At 48.0% G+C, this 17,050-nt stretch carries 12 protein-coding genes, 2 tRNA genes and 1 pseudogene; 7 read left to right on the top strand and 8 right to left on the bottom strand.

Features of this window, described 5'->3' with window-relative positions:
• Positions 1-78: 78 nt before the first annotated feature.
• The gene (gene gloB, locus M0415_RS06230) at positions 79-882 is read right to left on the bottom strand and encodes a hydroxyacylglutathione hydrolase (RefSeq protein WP_249554937.1); all 804 of its coding nucleotides are present in this window, start codon (positions 880-882) and stop codon (positions 79-81) included.
• Between the two features lie 194 nt (positions 883-1,076).
• On the opposite strand from gloB, the gene M0415_RS06225 reads away from it, so the two are divergent.
• Together M0415_RS06225 and M0415_RS06220 are read left to right on the top strand one after the other, a co-directional pair.
• Positions 1,077-1,811, top strand: a complete 735-nt coding sequence (locus tag M0415_RS06225; protein WP_249554939.1) for a class I SAM-dependent methyltransferase — start codon at positions 1,077-1,079, stop codon at positions 1,809-1,811.
• 23 nt (positions 1,812-1,834) lie between these two features.
• Complete coding sequence (locus M0415_RS06220; RefSeq protein WP_011717298.1) at positions 1,835-2,734, top strand: LysR substrate-binding domain-containing protein; 900 nt, start codon at positions 1,835-1,837, stop codon at positions 2,732-2,734.
• 48 nt (positions 2,735-2,782) lie between these two features.
• On the opposite strand, the gene rnhA is transcribed toward M0415_RS06220, so the two are convergent.
• Entirely contained in the window at positions 2,783-3,259 is a 477-nt protein-coding gene (rnhA, locus tag M0415_RS06215; protein ID WP_249554941.1) for a ribonuclease HI, read from the bottom strand.
• Between the two features lie 70 nt (positions 3,260-3,329).
• On the opposite strand from rnhA, the gene dnaQ reads away from it, so the two are divergent.
• The 4 genes from dnaQ (at position 3,330) to M0415_RS06195 (ending at position 5,976) form a co-directional block, all read left to right on the top strand.
• Positions 3,330-4,058 (top strand): DNA polymerase III subunit epsilon, encoded by a 729-nt coding sequence (dnaQ, locus tag M0415_RS06210; protein ID WP_249554943.1) that lies wholly within the window; start codon positions 3,330-3,332, stop codon positions 4,056-4,058.
• A 10-nt stretch (positions 4,059-4,068) separates the two neighbouring features.
• Positions 4,069-5,601 carry a TIGR03503 family protein gene (locus tag M0415_RS06205; protein ID WP_249556596.1) on the top strand — a complete coding sequence of 511 codons (1,533 nt, stop codon included), beginning with the start codon at positions 4,069-4,071 and terminating at the stop codon, positions 5,599-5,601.
• A 165-nt stretch (positions 5,602-5,766) separates the two neighbouring features.
• Positions 5,767-5,843: transfer RNA gene (locus M0415_RS06200), tRNA-Asp, on the top strand.
• A gap of 56 nt (positions 5,844-5,899) precedes the next feature.
• Positions 5,900-5,976: transfer RNA gene (locus M0415_RS06195), tRNA-Asp, on the top strand.
• Positions 5,977-6,234: 258 nt separating this feature from the next.
• Here M0415_RS06195 and M0415_RS06190 read toward each other — a convergent pair.
• The 6 genes and pseudogenes from M0415_RS06190 to M0415_RS06165 all read right to left on the bottom strand — a co-directional run.
• Positions 6,235-6,647: pseudogene (locus tag M0415_RS06190) on the bottom strand (hypothetical protein); the annotation flags it as partial.
• Positions 6,648-6,808: 161 nt separating this feature from the next.
• Positions 6,809-7,018 carry a hypothetical protein gene (locus tag M0415_RS06185; protein WP_088211287.1) on the bottom strand — a complete coding sequence of 70 codons (210 nt, stop codon included), beginning with the start codon at positions 7,016-7,018 and terminating at the stop codon, positions 6,809-6,811.
• 209 nt (positions 7,019-7,227) lie between these two features.
• Entirely contained in the window at positions 7,228-7,611 is a 384-nt protein-coding gene (gene gloA2, locus M0415_RS06180) for an SMU1112c/YaeR family gloxylase I-like metalloprotein (RefSeq protein ID WP_055647128.1), read from the bottom strand.
• A 114-nt stretch (positions 7,612-7,725) separates the two neighbouring features.
• Positions 7,726-9,828, bottom strand: coding sequence for an alpha-amylase family protein (locus M0415_RS06175; RefSeq protein ID WP_249554945.1), 2,103 nt, complete (start codon positions 9,826-9,828; stop codon positions 7,726-7,728).
• A gap of 87 nt (positions 9,829-9,915) precedes the next feature.
• Complete coding sequence (locus tag M0415_RS06170; protein ID WP_249554947.1) at positions 9,916-11,913, bottom strand: glycoside hydrolase family 13 protein; 1,998 nt, start codon at positions 11,911-11,913, stop codon at positions 9,916-9,918.
• Between the two features lie 129 nt (positions 11,914-12,042).
• Positions 12,043-14,862: a TonB-dependent receptor gene (locus tag M0415_RS06165; protein ID WP_011626344.1), complete on the bottom strand. Its 2,820-nt coding sequence runs from the start codon at positions 14,860-14,862 to the stop codon at positions 12,043-12,045.
• A 496-nt stretch (positions 14,863-15,358) separates the two neighbouring features.
• Between M0415_RS06165 and M0415_RS06160 the strand changes: the two genes are divergently transcribed.
• On the top strand, positions 15,359-16,981 hold the full coding sequence (locus M0415_RS06160) for an alpha-glucosidase (protein WP_249554949.1): 1,623 nt from the start codon (positions 15,359-15,361) through the stop codon (positions 16,979-16,981).
• Positions 16,982-17,050 lie beyond the last annotated feature (69 nt).

Below are 17,050 nucleotides of genomic sequence, written 5' to 3'. Positions count from 1 at the left end.
TGTAGGGTCACTTTTGATTTACATCATCAAAAGTGGAAAAAACTGTATAAATTTCAGCCATAAATAGATCGTTTTTTACTAAAAAATATCTTTCCACTGCCTGAGTAGGGTAAAACAGGTCAGTTCATCTGCTTTAGTCAGATCTTGATCACAAAACTGATTTTTTATGCTGTTGACTATGGTGGGCGACAAAGGGCGTAGGAAGGGATTAATGGCTCGCTCCAATCCGACCGTGGAGGGAATGGTGGCTTTGCCTTGGGCACGAAGGGTGCTTGCTTCCTCCACATAGGCGTTAAGCGCCTCATTATCAGTATCGACCGTTTGGGCAAACTTCAGATTTGATAAAGTGTATTCATGGGCGCAGTAGACTAGGGTTTCATCGGGCAGCGCTGCGAGCTGACTTAAGGATTGCCACATTTGGCTTGGTGTGCCCTCAAATAAGCGGCCGCAACCTGCGCTAAAGAGGGTATCACCGCAAAATAATGCGTCATCAACGAGATAGGCAATATGCCCAGCGGTATGCCCGGGTACGGACAGGATACGCACTGGCGCGTCAATAAAAGGCAGGGTGAGTGTATCATTCAGCGTTGGCTCAATTGGCTGATTGATGCCTTGAATATCTTCGCTTTGTGGGCCATAAACCGCTAAATCATGGCCTGTGGTCTGCTTTACATGGGCCGCGAGGGCGGCGATCCCACCCGTGTGATCCCTGTGGTGATGGGTGATCAAAATACCCGCTAGTGAGAGTCGCTGTGTGCGTAAATAGTCGAGCACGACATTGGCATCGCCCGGGTCAACCACATACACGGCTTGCTGGGAGTCTTGTCGCAACATCCAGATATAATTGTCATTAAAGGCATTAATCGCTGTTATAGTGAGCATAGCACCGCCGATCGCTGTATTTCGTTTTGAAGATAAGGTTATTATCCATAAGAGGGGCTCACTTGGCGACTATTGCGATTGCCCATGGCAATTGCTTATGGCAACGCTAGGGACAAACGCTAAGGCGGTAATGGACAAGATGGGTGATTTGTATTCAGCATTAAGCATATGGGTAACGGGAAGGGAGGAGACTTGTGTCGTATAACAGTTCTATGCGCAAACCCGAGCAATGGGACGATTTGCCCAATGGTCCTGCACTCCAACAAGCCGTTGCCGATAAGCTTGCCGATTGGTGGCCAAGGGTGTTTGGCTACCACTTACTCAAACTCGGTCCCTTAAGCGCCGATCTCTCGAGCATGGCATCCCCCGTTGCCCATCATTTCTCTTTATGCTCGGAACCCAGTGCATCGTTAATTGGCGATTTTTGCCACTTACCCCTACAGAATGGGGTGATCGATGCGGTGCTGATGAGTCTGTTGCTTGAATTTGAAGCCGATCCTTACCGTATCCTGCGGGAAACCGACAGGGTGCTGATCGCCGGCGGCTACTTATTTATCGTGGGCTTTAATCCCCTAAGCCCTGTGTTTCTCGGTAAGTTATGGCCAAAGTATCAGGATAATCTGCCCTGGTGTGGGCGTTTTTTTATGCCGTCTCGAGTGCGAGATTGGTTAGGGTTATTAGGCTATCAAGTCGTCAGCGATGAGCGTTTAGTCTATCACCCGTTAATTGGTGAGTTTAATGATGGCCGTTTTATGCAGCAAACTTTGGCCTCATGGCTACCCAGTGCGGGCAGCTTATATTTGATTGTGGCGCGTAAATTAGAGTCGCCCTTAACGCCCATCCGCGACAAACGCAAAGTGTTACAGCCGAATTGGACCACAGCCCCGAGCGCGGGTCGAACCGGGCATTTATCCGAACATACCAAATAATTTCATTCATTAATGAGTCTGTTATGCGAATAACCTTAAGGCAACTTGCGGTATTTGAAGCCGTTGCACGCAGTGGACAAGTGGCGAAAGCGGCGGAGCAAGTTAATCTGTCGCCGCCTGCGACCTCCATGGCCTTGGCCGAATTAGAAAAACAGCTCAACGCCCGTTTATTTGAGCGGATTGGCAATCGATTACAGCTCAACTCCCAAGGGAATTTGTTGTTGCCACTGGCGACGGACTTGTTGCATAGAGTTGAGCAAATCGAGCAGGCGTTCACGCGCCAAGACGGCGATTTAGTCGGGCATTTAAGCGTGAGCGCCAGTTCCACTATTGGTAACTATTTGTTAGCAAAAGCGGCGGTGGCCTTTTGTCAGCAACATACGCAAACCCATGTGGATGTGGCCATTACCAATACCCAAGAAGTGATCCAATCGGTCGCGCAATTTCGCGCCGAAATGGGGTTTATCGAAGGACATTGCACCGATAATCGCTTGAATATTGAGCCTTGGCATAAGGACAGGCTACTCGTCTTTTGCCATCCGGCGCATCCCCTCGCTGGGCAGACGGTTAAACCCGCGGCGGTCAAAGGCCAATCTTGGGTGCTAAGGGAGGAAGGCTCGGGCACGCGTGAATATTTTGTCAATGCAGCCAATGAGTTAGGCATGCAGCCCGAGGCGAAATTCTGCTTTACTACGCCCGATGCCATTAAGCTTGCAGTAAAACAAGGTGCTGGACTGGGCGTGCTCTCGGAGTTGGCACTGGATAAAGACATCAGCCGAAAAGAGCTGGCACTGGTAACCATCGAAGGTCTAGTGCTAGAGCGACAGTTTTATCGCATTACCCACAAGAGCCGCCAAGCCACGTCATTAGGTCTAGCCTTTGTGCAGTTTTGCGGTAATTTCTTCCATTTATCTCGGGAGTGATCGGCGCAACGTTAAGCGCCGAAATGAGCGCCGAAGTGAGGGCAGGTATTAGGACTCAGGCTGATAGCCTTCATCGACTTGGGTAGGGCTGGCTTCAGCGGCGGCGCGGGCGAGTTGATCGCAGCGCTCGTTTTCAGCGTGTCCGGCGTGGCCTTTCACCCAACGCCAATCAATTTGATGCAGCTGGGCGGCTTTGTCTAACCGTTTCCAGAGGTCAACATTTTTCACTGGCGTACGATTCGAGGTCATCCAGCCTTTTTTCTTCCAACCATGGATCCAGGTGGTGATCCCTTGGCGCATATATTGGCTATCGCTGGTTAAAATGACTTTGCAAGGCTCTTTTAACGCCTCGAGGGCGACGATGGGGGCTAATAATTCCATGCGATTATTGGTCGTCAAGACAAAACCATCGGACATCTCCTTTGTATGGCCCTTATAATTCATTACAATGCCATAGCCACCGGGGCCAGGGTTGCCTAAGCAAGAGCCATCGGTGAAGATGTGGATCAGTTTTAGTTCAGTCATCAAATGGTTATCCGCAGCGTAAATACCGGCCGAGTATAACCAAAAAATGTCATAAGAAGCGCATAAAAGTATGAATATTATCTCAAACGCAAGCCGTCAGGTTATTTTGGATACTGAAACCACGGGTATGAACCAAGGCAGTGGTGCAGTGTATTTAGGCCACAGAATTATTGAGATAGGGTGCGTTGAGGTGATCAACCGCCGTTTAACGGGCCGTTATTTCCATCAATATATCAATCCCGGCCAAGCGATTGACCCAGAAGCGATTGCGGTTCACGGCATTACCGATGAACGCGTCGCCAATGAGCCTAGGTTCCATCAGATAGCGCAAGAATTTATCGATTTTATCAGTGGTGCCGAAATTGTGGCCCATAACGCAAACTTCGACGTGAGCTTTATGGACCATGAGTTTTCGCTGCTGCGGCCATTAGGGCCAAAGACCAGTGAAATTTGTGAGATCTTAGACTCCCTCGATATCGCAAAATTTTTACACCCTGGGCAAAAGAACAACTTAGACGCCCTATGTAAGCGCTACGGTATCGATAACTCCCGCCGCCTATACCACGGGGCATTACTCGACGCCGAGATCTTAGCCGATGTGTATTTGGCCATGACAGGCGGGCAGACTAAGTTCAATCTCTCTAATGATGAAGTTGGTCAAGAGGCGGGGGGCATCCAACGCTTTGATCCCGCATCACTTAATCTTAAAGTGATCAGCGCATCGGCCGATGAACTCGTTATGCATGAAAAGCGTCTTGATTTAGTCGCAAAATCAGGAAAATGCCTCTGGAGAGGATAATTTATTGCCTATGACGATGTCGCTGCGAAAATCCCTACGAAATACCACATTAGTGCTCGGCGGCCTCTGCTTGAGCGCTTCTTTGCTTGCCGCCGATGCTGAGCCTACTGCGGCTAAAACTACTGAGCAGCCTGCCAATATGGCGCCAAAGGCCCAAGAAGCGCAGCCCAATGATGCGAAAGTCAAAGTGCCTAATGCGATTGCTGATAAACCTGCTGACGGGCAAGCGAGCGCCGAAAAGCCAGTTGATGCCAAGCCGAGTGAGGCCGCGCAAGCTAAGCCATCCAAACCAGCGACTCGAAAAGTGGTGCCCATCGATACCGCCTCTGAGCTTAAAAATCGCTTCCGGGTAGATCATATGGTCAGCAGCATGACGCTGTTGATCCAGCGGGAGTACGGTTCGGCGCCTGTGGTGATCGTATTGCCCGACGGCAGCAAGTGGTACGCCAACCGTCACCCTGAAACGGTGAAATGGATCGATGGTATTACTGGCGACATTATTTATATCGAATCGCCTCAGCCTGGCCCTTGGCAGCTGGTGGGTAAGGTGGTGCCGGGATCGCAACTTAAGCGAGTCTCTAAACTTGAAATTGAAGTGCAGCAACTGCCACAGCCGCTATTCCAAGGTGAAGAAACCAAAGTGGTTGCTCAATTGATGGGGGATGCGGAGCGGGTGCGCATGCCGGGGCTCGATTATCTTGTCGAATGGACCGCGCATTTTGTCAGTAAGCATCGTGCAGGGGATGAAAACTTTGCCGCCGGTGACATTATCGTCGGCTCTTACAAAGATAATGGCGAAAAGTTCGATGAAAGACCCGACGATGGCATGTTTACCAGTGATATCAATCTAAAACAGCCCTGGGGCGAGTACGACTTTGTGGTCCAAGCCCGTAATAACGTGTTTGAACGACAGGTTTCTTTTCCCTTTACCTTATCGCCACGCCCCGTGAATGCCGAGGTGAGCACCCCTGATGATCCGTTAACGGGGCGATGGAAAATCATGTTGCACGCCGATAGCAGTGTGCTGCAATTGGCTGAAACCCATTTTTCATTCGAGCTTGTTGGGCCAGCAGGTTTACAGCTTCCCCTTGTCGTTCATGGGCTTAAGGAGAGCGATACTGAACTGCCTATACCACCAGTGACCGAGTTTGGCAGTTACCGTATTAAAGGTACTGTGGCGACAACCACGGTCACAGGCCGTGAAATCCTGCTCGATTTGCCAGAACTCTTCTTTAACTTAGTGCAGCCACCCGAACCGCCACCGAGTGAAGAGGAGCTAGCCGCCGTTGCTGCGCAAAAGGCCGCCGAAGAAGAGGCCGTAGCAAAACAGGATGCGCTGTTTTGGATCATTACCATCAATGCCGTGCTAGTACTGCTTGGGGTCGCGGGGCTGATTTTCTGGCGTAAGCGTCAAAGTCTCGCACAGGCACTGGCCGCCGCAGAGCAACGGATGTTAGATGAGGCTGGGCAAAATAAGCCAGAGGCGCCATCCCTCGATGAGATTGATTTGACCATGCCGGATGAGCCGGATAATCGCCGATAAAAGCACAGAACTGTTTGGCTATTTCGACGTCAGCTTGCAGATATTTTGTCCATTTATCATGGGGTTTTGTTAAGTTTGGCGAAATTTTAACTAAACGATACAATTGAGTGAAAAAAACGGTTGACGCTTCGAACGCTCAACCGTATTATTCACCGCAACTTGAGTGGAGCGGTAGTTCAGTTGGTTAGAATACCGGCCTGTCACGCCGGGGGTCGCGGGTTCGAGTCCCGTCCGCTCCGCCAGTCAAGTTGTTGAAAGTTAAAATTATAATGCTCTAGTAGCGCTATAATAAAATTTTGGAGCGGTAGTTCAGTTGGTTAGAATACCGGCCTGTCACGCCGGGGGTCGCGGGTTCGAGTCCCGTCCGCTCCGCCAACATTCATGAAGCCCATGCGATTAAACAGCATGGGCTTTTGGATTTTATTTCCTTTACAATCCTATTCCACTCTTCGTGACCGTGACCATTTCGTGACAACAAATCAGTTCTAACCGAGGGTCATTCCTTAATACTTTGTCGGTTAACAACAGTATTCGTTATTTTACTATTTGGGAGACGAAAATTATTACTGAAGGTCGGTGTGGCCTTGTTTTTAAAATCGAATAACTGCACAAAATTCTTCTTAATGGTTTGAATATCAAATAATATATAGAAGGCATGTCTAGTCCCGTAAGTTTATTCAGCGCCTTGTGCATGGCGTAAGTTTCTACAACTTGAGCGTAGTCATTTCACATACTTAAACCGCCGCCACCCAGCTGTGCTTTATTTTGTACATAGCCGTTTTTAAGATTGAACGGCGGTGATGGCCATGGCGCTGTTTACATTTCTTATTTGAATAATAAATAAAGCGTCTGAAAACTCACTGCGAGTGGGTATCAACGGCGATATGCAGTTTGCACGAAACCCGGTGTTTACCATCTGTACCATGCTTCTTCACTTTCCACTAGACAATAGCGCTCTCATTGTTCCAGAAGGTAAGCGAACTGCGGTTTATCAAGGCTTGGTTGTATTGTTTCCAGTTAGTCGTTTTAATGCGAGGTTTTGGCATGCTTGAGGGAGTAGTTGATAGGCAATGTCGTTTTGAACAGTGGCTACCGATTTAGGAAACAAAGCCTTGTAGGGACCACATGTTTGCCCTTAACTAAACTATTTTATCTTTTCCCATCTTTAACACCTATTTCTGGTTTAGAGTGTTTCAACTACCCCAAATCATATTCTTACAAAATAGGGGAGTGCGATAAGGGCGATGCCGATGGCGATAAGTAGCGTGAGATTGGTGACAAAATAAGGATAAATCATCAGGGTGAGGCCGACGGCCAGTGGGATGGGGGCGGCTTGGCGCTTGCCGTAGGTGAAAAAGCCTAGACCAAAGAGGCCGAAGACTAAACTCCATAACAATATTGCTGGATTATCAAACACCTTGAGCTCCTCTGTGATTAGCGTTTAGTAAGCGCCGACCAGTTACTGCGCCATGTTGGTCAAACGATGAGCTAGTGCTGCGCCGCTTCATTGAGTCTACTGCTAAATATCCCTTGGCGTAATTAAGCTTTATTCATCTTATTCGTTGCGTGAGTACGCTATTTTAGTGCGTTGTTTTATTTACATTATTAATACATTGAGGATTCAGGTTATAGCTCATATAACTCTAAGGGTAAGCCGTCGGGATCGCTAAAGAAGCTGAACTTTTTGCCAGTGTATTCGTCAATGCGGACAGGTTCGACGGCGATATGATGGGCTGTAAGATGCTCGATAGCCGTTTCAATCGATGCGACGCGAAAGGCAAGGTGCCTAAGACCGCAGGCTTCGGGATAGCTAGGGCGCTTGGGAGGATTGTCGAAGGAAAACAACTCGATTTGACTCATATCCGGTAGTTGTAAATCGAGTTTGTAGGACTGGCGCGCCTCACGATAATGCTCTGCAAGTACGCTAAGGCCAAGAATTGTCACATAAAAGTGTTTAGATTTTTGATAGTCACTGCAAATAATCGCTGCATGGTGGATGCCGAGTAACATGGCTCGCCTCTTTACTGTTTAACTGATGTTTAGGCTAGTGTGTTTTAAAAAAGCCAGAGTCACAACGGTGTGTGACTCTGGTGCTAACCTAAGATTTTTATCTTACTTCGCTAGCTAATGGGCGAGTTCAAATATCGCAGAGGACAGAGGGGCAAGCTGCAGCTGAACTTGTCCTTCACCTTGTTCGACAATTAACTGCGCCGCATGGTCTTCCAGCAAATCCTTAAGCGGATAGGTTCCATCGGTTAACTGCCATTGCGCAATCAAAGATTTGGGCAGTTTAAGGGAAAATGACTTGGCTTGGGTTTGACTAAAGTTACTGACAATAATCAGCTTTTGACCTTGTTTATCGGCGGTATTAGCCTCAAAGCGGACAAAGGCAAAGGTTGCGTCATCATAACCCGTTGCGCTGCCATTGTTTGTCTTATTGCTAGCCTTTGCAGCCGATACCGCGCTGCGGTTAGCAGCATCTAGCGAGTAATATTGCCCTAAGAGTGCGGGCGCATTTTTCCCCGTGCTGAGGTTCAATAATTTTTGGTAATAGGCGCGCAGCGCGACTTCTGCCGTGGTTGATTGGCCGCCATCAAATTTACCTTGATTCATCCAGCGCTGATGGGCGGGAACACCCGCATAATCAAAAATACTGGTGCGTGAAGCATGGCCAAAGCCTAGGTTTTGCATCGCCGCTTCTCCCACTTCTTGACCGAAATAAATCAAGGTGGGTGAGGTACTTAAGGTTGCCGACATCACCATCGCGGGCAGGGCGTAGCGGGGATCAACCGCATCCGTTGAGGCATGACCACTTAAGCTACCTAAAAAGGCGGCATTAGCGATGCGCTGCTCGTCGTGGTTTTCTAAAAAATGCAGCATATGCGAGTCGATATCTTGCACTTTAGCCTGATCAGCGGCGATCTGCGCGGTACTTTTTTGTCCTGCCATAATGGCTTTGAGGGTGTCGTAAAGATCGACCTTGTCGTAGAGGTAGTCCATTTTGCCGAGCTGAATATAGTCGCGATACAGCGCGGGGTTGTAGACCTCAGCTAAGATAAAAGCTTCTGGATGGCTATGTTTTATATGACTATTTAAATAGCTCCAAAACTCGACGGGCACCATTTCGGCCATATCGTAACGAAATCCATCGACTCCCATCGCTAACCAATACTGGGCAATTTGATTGAACTTGATCCAAGAGTTAGGTAATTCACTCGTTCGTTGCTGCCAAAATGCGTAGTGCTGCTCGGCGCCGAGAGTGGCATAGTCTGGAGGCAGTGCGGGGAAATCATGGCTGCCATCGGGGCGGACACCGTAATTGATTTTAACGGTTTCATACCAGTCGTTCATATCTGGCTTGGCAAGGCGTGAGCCATTGCCCGTCCATTTGGCGGGGATCTCCTTAAATTGACCATCACTTAGGGGATGCGACTCGCCGCCTAACGGTTTGAGGCTATCAGGCAAATCGGGCACTTGAAAGCCTGAGGATTGGTTTTTATCAGTCACATAGTAAAAGTTATTATGCTTTGCATATTCAAGGGCTTGATTATCATCTTCACCAAAATCGCGCACACCCTCGAGCTTAGTGATGGAATGGTAATTACGCGCCACATGGTTAGGCACTATATCGATAATCACCTTTAAGCCTTGCTTGTGGGTGCGCTCGATAAGTGCCTGAAACTCCTGTAAACGCTTTGCGGGATCGACCGCTAAATCTGGGTTTACGTTGTAATAATCTTTAACCGCATAGGGCGAACCGGCGCGTCCCTTAACCACATCGGGATCATCGTGACTTACGCCAATCGCACTGTAATTGCCAATTAGAGCGTGGTGGGGCACACCCGTATACCACACATGGGTAACGCCTAAGTCTTTGATACTTTTGAGCGCAGTATCATCAATATCATTAAATTTACCCACACCGTTTTCGCTAATCGTGCCCCAAGGTTTATTGATAGTGTTTTTATTGCCATAGAGTCGAGTAAAAATTTGATAAACCACAGGTTTGTACTTGTTTGCTTGCTCGGCATTGTGATGGGCTGGCAGGATTTCGCCTTCGGCCACATTTGGATTGGCAGGCACAGTTTTAGCAGCCACTGCCTGTAACGCCGTTGCTTGAGCGGCCATGGCGTTAAAGGTGCTAATGCTGCTGAGTGCCAGTAGGGTTAATCCCTGATGCCAGCGATAAGCTCGACGTTTGCTGTTGTTAGATAATAGAAAATTCAACCTAGTTTCCTTTACTGACTTGGCGGCCAAACTGTAGTTTGGCCGCGCTGTTAGCTAAGTATGCTTAGCTGTTTGATTGAGTATGGGTTATTGGTGATTAAGCTCAAGCAGCATAACGCCAGCATGGGGCAGAGCAAGTGATTGATTCAGTTCGAACTTATCCTCCGAGAAGACAGAAATAGCAGAGCTATTGCCTGCCAATACCTTGCTAAAGCGGCTTAAATCCAGGGTTTGTGCTTGGTCATTCTTGTTGTAAATCACCATCACTTTATCCGCATCGGCTTGGTAGCAGGCATTGCCCGCTGCAGCCTGTTTGGCAACGCATCGAAATTGCACATAAATGCCGTTTTGCGGCACAAAGTGCAGTAAATCACCCGTTTGCAGCGCGGCTGAATGTTTACGGTAATTGAGTAGAGTACGCACAAACGCAAGCGCTTGCTGCTGTTTTGCGTTTAGCCCTTTACCGCTAAAACCGCTTACCTTGCTATTGGCAAACCCTCCCGGAAAATCGCTACGCACTACACCGTCGTGGCGGCCTTCGGTCGGGCTGGTCATTAGCACTTCGGTACCGTAAAACAGCTGTGGAATGCGTTTGGCCGTTAACACATAGGTGAGGGCCATTTGGTATAGCGGCAGGTTTTCTTTCAGCAGACTATAAATCCGATTGGTGTCGTGGTTGCCTTCAAAGAGGACTAACTGGCTTGGGTTAGCATACACCACATCATTCGCTAACATCTCGTAAAGCTTGATAAAACCTGTATCCCTGCCTTCTGGCTCGTTCAGGCTTTCAAGCAGCTTTTCATAGAGTGGAAAGTCCATCAGGCTCGGTAAATCCGAGCTATAGCCATCGGCATTGATTTTGCCTTTTTGCCAATAGGAGACAGTTATGGGATTGGCGGTCCACTCTTCGCCGACAATATTAAAATGCGGGTATTCGGCCATTAAGGCCTTAGTCCATTGGGCTAAAAAGGTTTTATCGGCGTAGGAGTAAGTGTCTTCGCGAATGCCCGAAAGCCCCGCATATTCCACCCACCAAATGCTGTTTTGAATAAGATAAGTCGCAAGCTTTGGGTTGCGCTGATTAAGATCGGGCATCGAATCGACAAACCAACCATCGACAAAATCACTTTTATCCTGCATGTCGGCGTAGGGATCTTGCACTGTGGTGCGTCTATGGCTGGTAAAGCCCAGGTTGGTAGAACTGAGGCTGGTAAAACTGGCAGCTTGAGCCGTTTTGGCGTTTGTTGCATTAGGCTGCTGCGGGACATTGAGCCAGTCACTGCTCGGTAAATCCTTTAACCACCAATGGTTTGAGCCAATATGGTTAAGCACGACGTCTTTAATCACCCCAAGACCATGCTGTTTGGCCTCTGTGACTAACTTTTGGTAATCCTGATTGCTGCCAAAACGCGGGTCGACCCGATAGAGATTGGTTATGGCATAACCATGGTAGGAGTATTGGGCTTGGTTATTTTCAAGCAGTGGGTTGATCCACAGCTGAGTGACACCCAGTTTAGCTAAGTAGTCTAAGTGCTGGCGTATACCTTCGATATCGCCGCCATGGCGACCATCGGAATTATCAGGCGCCGCATGTTCGAGCATATCGGTTTGGTTGTCATTGCTTGGGTTGCCATTGGCGAATCTGTCTGGAGTGATAAGGTAAATCACATCTTTATTACTAAAACCTTGGCGTTCGCGGCTGTCTTCTGCCCGTGCCGCTAAAGTGTAGGGCAGTTGCAAGAGCTGCTTGTCGCCATCGAGAATGCGGATATCAAAGGTCTGCGGCTTGGCTTGGCGCAAGTCTAAATTGATAAACAAATAATGGGGATTTTCCGTCTGCTCAATCCCTTCAAACACCAGATCTTTGCCAGCAATCTCAACCTTAAGCTGTGTTGCATCCGCAGGCAGGGCATCACTGTGGAGCATTAATTGCAGCTTAGGATTATGCATGCCCGCCCACCAAGAGAGCGGCTCGAGATGAAAAGATGCTGTACTGCTGACTGGGCTATGACTGGCCTGTGCTAGAGCACATAAGGGAGAAGAGGCGGTTAACGCAAGGGCGAAGAGTAGACTGTGACGTATCATACTATGGGCCTTTATCGGGTGAGGTGTTAAGTGTGACTTTAGAAATAAAGAGCGGCGTATCATCTCACTATTATTATGGGTAAAAAGAAAAGCCTGCTTCACAGTGAAGCAGGCTTTTACGATGACAGCTTACAGAGAGTAGGTTAAACCCAGGAAATATTGTCTACCGAAGTATTGAATTGTCCCGGTTTGATGCTCTTCACCAAAGTAAGTTTTATTAGGCTCATCGGTGAGGTTATTGATTTGGAACAGGAACTTAAGGCCGTTGTCCAGCGCATAAGAAGCCTGATAATCCACAATCGTTTCTGCATCAAAGAACGCCAGTTGAGATTCAACCGCAACTTGCTCTGACACATAACTACTACGGTATCTCATGCTCACACGGGTATCGAAACCATCCAAGGTGTAGAACAGGGTAGTGTTCAGCACGTTTTCTGACAGACCTGGTAATGGAATGGTCAGGTTAGAACCGCTTAAGTCTGTAGTGAATTCCACTTCACTGTCTGAATAGGAATAGCTACCAGTGAAACCTAAACCATCTAAAGGTGACGGCAGGAAATCAAACACTTGGGTATAGCCTAACTCGATACCACGGATATAACCGCCTTTATCGTTGTTGATGGCTGTTTGATATTGGCCTTCATCTTTAACAACTGGGAACTCAACTCCATTGTCGATAATGGTATCGGGCACGATAAAGCCATTCGCTTCAAAATCAAATGGTTGAATTGTGAAGTTGTTGATGAAAGATTTAATATCTTTATAGAACAAGGCCACAACGACCGCACCTTCAGACTCTTCAAAGTAGTGCTCGTAGGACAAGTCATATTGATCCGCATAGAAAGGATCTAATAATGGACTGGTGTTACCCCACGCATTGTACTTTTTGTATCCTGGCGTAGCAGAATCGTCATACCAAGAACCCATACCTGACTTTAACTTGTCGATTGGTGGGCGTGACATCACAGAGGCCGCAGCAAAACGCAGTTGATCGTTTTCAGTCAGGTGGAAGGTTAAGTTCAGCGACGGTAAGTAGTCGGTATAGGTTTTGCCGACCTTGTTACGGATATAATCCGTGCTTACGACGCCTTGTTCATCGGTAATGGCTTCACCTAAACCATAACCAACTTGTTGCAGACCCGTACTGCTTTGATCTGTGTGTACTACACGTACACCTAAGTTACCTGTGACTTTAACATCGCCGATATCGAAGTCTAAGTTTGCCTGCACGTAACCGGCTAATACATCTTCATTGACCGCGCCGCTTTGGATCATGGTCCAGTTATTTGACCAGTTCGCCGTTGGCGTGAAAGGTGATTGGCCAGTTGCCGCCAGTTGTGCGTTTACCAGTTCAATGGCTTTGTTAAAGTCAATGGCGAGGAAACTTGGGTAACCTGCTAATTCACCACCAAAATCAACCACTTTGGCCATATCGCCGTTCAGAGCTAGGACTGGTTGATTATCAGGGTTTTTACCAAACTCGAAACCGTAACCTGCCTGTGAACGCTGTGCGTTGAATTCACGTTCAGCATAACGCACACCAAAATCAACAGAAGAGACAAAGCTGGTGTCTAAGACATAGTTAAAATCGAGTTTGTAGGCAATCAGATCGTTTTGCTGATTATACGGCCACATACCCACTTCTTTCAGACCTAGGGTCGAGGTATTGGTGTAGTCGTTAGCAAAGCTGACATCCGCAGGACTTAAGCCATTCAGTTGATAAGTAACAGATTCAGCTGAGCGAACTTCATTGCCCAGATCATCGTATAACACGGCACGAGTACCGCCGTTAACGAATTCACCATCGGCTTTGGAATAGCTGACATCGGCCGCCACTGTCAGTGCGCCACCGTTATTCCATTCAAGGTTCAAAGAGCCTGAAGTCAGTTCTGAGTATTTTGAGTCGTTATCGTTGATCACGAAAACCGCAAAGTTATCCGTGCCATCAGTAGAGACTGTACCACCCGTCATAGAACCGTTTTCGACAACGGCATCACTGATAGTACCATTTTTCAATGACTTAACGCGGAAACCACGGGCAAAGTTTTCAGAGGTAAATTTAGAGTGGAACAGATCGCCCTTCACACTCAGGCTGTCACTCGGTTGCCAATGGATAGCAGCCATATAGCCATCACGGGTATCGTCGCCGCCTTTTTGTTGCAGTTCAAAACCTTCACTAATCGCTTCGGTTACACCGTCACCGTTAACGTCTTTTTTATCATCATTAAAACGTAACCCAATGAATTGGCTTGCAACATAAGGTTGATAAAGGTGAGCATAGCCCACTGCCACCCCTAAGGTGTCTTCGAGGAATTTACCTTGATAAGCGAGACTTAAACGATTGCCGTATTGCTCTGCATCGGAGATTTCATCGGCGCGATCGTTAAAACTGCCACGGGCATTGATATTGAATGATTGATCTTTGTCATTCTTCAGCGGATCGGCGGTTTTTAATTCAACCGTACCAGCCACGCCGCCTTCGATCAGTGAGGCTTTAGGTGTTTTGTAAACCGCTGCCTGACTAATTAATTCGGATGGATATTGGTCAAACTCAATGGCGCGTTTACCACCAGTGGTCACCTGTTCGTGGCCATTGAGGGTTGCAAACACGAAATCGCCATCCAGACCACGGATGTTCAAACCACTAGCTTGGCCGCCAGTACGCACAGCGGTGACGCCTGGTAAACGGGTTAACGCATCGGCGATAGATTGGTCGGGCAGGGCACCGAGATCGTCGGCAGAGATAGATTCAGATACGGTATCGCCAAAACGTTTTTCATTAAGCGATTTGATCACACTGGTTCTGAAGCCTTTAACTTGGATTACTTCAATTTCGGCATCTTTGGCTTTTAGGTCTTTTTCTTTTACATCATCTGCTGCGTAGGAGTGCATACTGGCGCCTGCAGCAACGAGTGCTAAGGTCAGCAAGCTGGGTTTAAATCGCATCATTTCTATCTTCCCCTTGAAGTCGCTTTTTACCGCTTATGTAGAGCGTTTTATCGTTATTACCGCATTGTTTTTGCGGCCTTTTTTGGTATTTCGGCGCTTAATTGACTGCATAAGTGCTGCGTTTATGACCAAATTGTTATGCAACGGTGAAGATACTACTCCCGAGAATCTTGGCGTCACAATATTGTGCATACGTATTCAATAGGTCATTGGCCTGCCAAAACCGGCATTTCGGCCAAAAAAACTCCGATTTTATCTCCGGCTATTTCAACGCAACCTTATGTTAGTAAAGGGTTAGTTTTATCTTTATCAGACAATTCTAATGATGGTCTGTTTTGCATACGTATGCAGGCGTATTGAACCTTATTTCCCTGTTCACGTATGCTCGTTGCCACTAATACAAGCCGTAGCGCCTTTACTCCGCAGTAACATGATTGTAACTGCTCATGTGAGAGTTTTTGGTTAGCGCGCTGAAGAATAAGGATAAAGGGGCAATATGAGTGAGTTAACTTGGTGGCGTGGAGCCGTGATCTATCAAATCTATCCACGTAGCCTTTTGGATACTAATGGTGATGGCGTTGGCGATCTGCGCGGTATTATCACCAAGTTGGACTATATTGCCAGCCTGAATGTGGATGCCATTTGGATTTCGCCGTTCTTTAAATCGCCCATGGACGATTTTGGTTACGATATCAGTGACTATCGTGAGGTCGATCCCTTATTTGGTTCAATGCAGGATTTCGATGAGCTGATTGAAAAAGCCCATCAACGCGGCATTAAAGTCATTATCGACCAAGTGCTAAGCCATACCTCAGATCAGCATGCTTGGTTTTGTGAGAGCCGCGAGAGCCGCACCAATCCAAAGGCCGATTGGTATGTGTGGGCCGATCCTAAAGAAGATGGAACGGCGCCAAACAACTGGTTAGCGATTTTCGGTGGTTGCGCCTGGGAGTGGGAACCGCGCAGACAACAATATTATCTGCACAACTTTTTACGCAGTCAGCCCGATATTAACTTCCATAATCCTGAAGTGCGTCAAGCCGTGTTAGATAATGTGGAGTTTTGGTTGAAGAAGGGCGTCGATGGTTTCCGCTTAGATGCCATTACCTTCTGTTATCACGATGAGCAGCTTCGGGATAATCCGGCCAAACCTAAGGATAAACGCCAAGGTCGCGGATTCAGTGAAGATAATCCCTATGCCTATCAGTACCATTACTACAATAATGATCGTCCGCAAACAATTCTATTTATTGAAGAATTGCGCCAGCTGATCAATCGCTATCCGGGCGCCGTGACTTTAGGCGAAGTCTCCGCTGAGGATTCTCTCGCCGTGATGGCTGCCTATACCAAGGGTGAAGACCGCTTACATATGGCCTACAGTTTCGAGCTGCTGACCGATGACTATAGCGCCGCTTATATTCGCCAAACCGTCGAGGCACTCGAAGCGAGTATTGGTGATGGTTGGCCTTGTTGGGCGATTGGTAACCACGATGTGCAGCGCGTCGCCAGCCGTTGGGGACGGGGCAAGCAAACCCACGACATGGTGAAAATGCTTAATGCCATGCTCAGCTCACTTCGCGGCAGTGTCTGTAGTTACCAAGGAGAAGAGCTTGGCTTAACCGAGGCGCCAATTGAATACCATGAATTGCAGGATCCCTTCGGTAAAACCTTCTGGCCAATGTTTAAGGGCCGTGATGGTTGCCGTACTCCGATGCCGTGGGAACAGCACGCCGATTTTAGCGGCTTTAGCCAGGTGACACCTTGGTTGCCTGTGGCGAATGCACACAGGGCATTGGCGGTCGATGTGCAGGAAGCCGATCCCGCTTCAATGTTGCAGGGCTATCGTCAGTTCCTCGCGTGGCGCAAAGGCTATCCTATTTTAATCGAAGGGGAGATTGAGTTCCTCGAAGCGCCAGAACCCTTATTGGTATTTGTGCGCACGCTCGGTGAGCAAAAGTTACTGGTGTGCTTCAATCTGTTAGATCAGGAAATTGAATGGTCACTGAAGGAGCTCAACCTACAGCAAGAAATTACCGGTCACGGGTTGAAAACTGCGCAAAGGGTCGCCGACACATTGACATTTTCGGCCTACGCCTGCTTTTATGCGTTGTTGAATTAGTTTCGACTCGGCATAGCACCACTTCGGATCGGCAGCACAAGTTGATTGTGGCTGCCTGTCGTAGTACGA

Origin of the sequence: Shewanella sp. 10B, assembly GCF_023475885.1 — a bacterium.
Taxonomy (GTDB): domain Bacteria; phylum Pseudomonadota; class Gammaproteobacteria; order Enterobacterales; family Shewanellaceae; genus Shewanella; species Shewanella mangrovisoli.
Note: the sequence above shows the minus strand (reverse complement) of the source record. Positions and strands in the feature narration are given on the sequence as shown.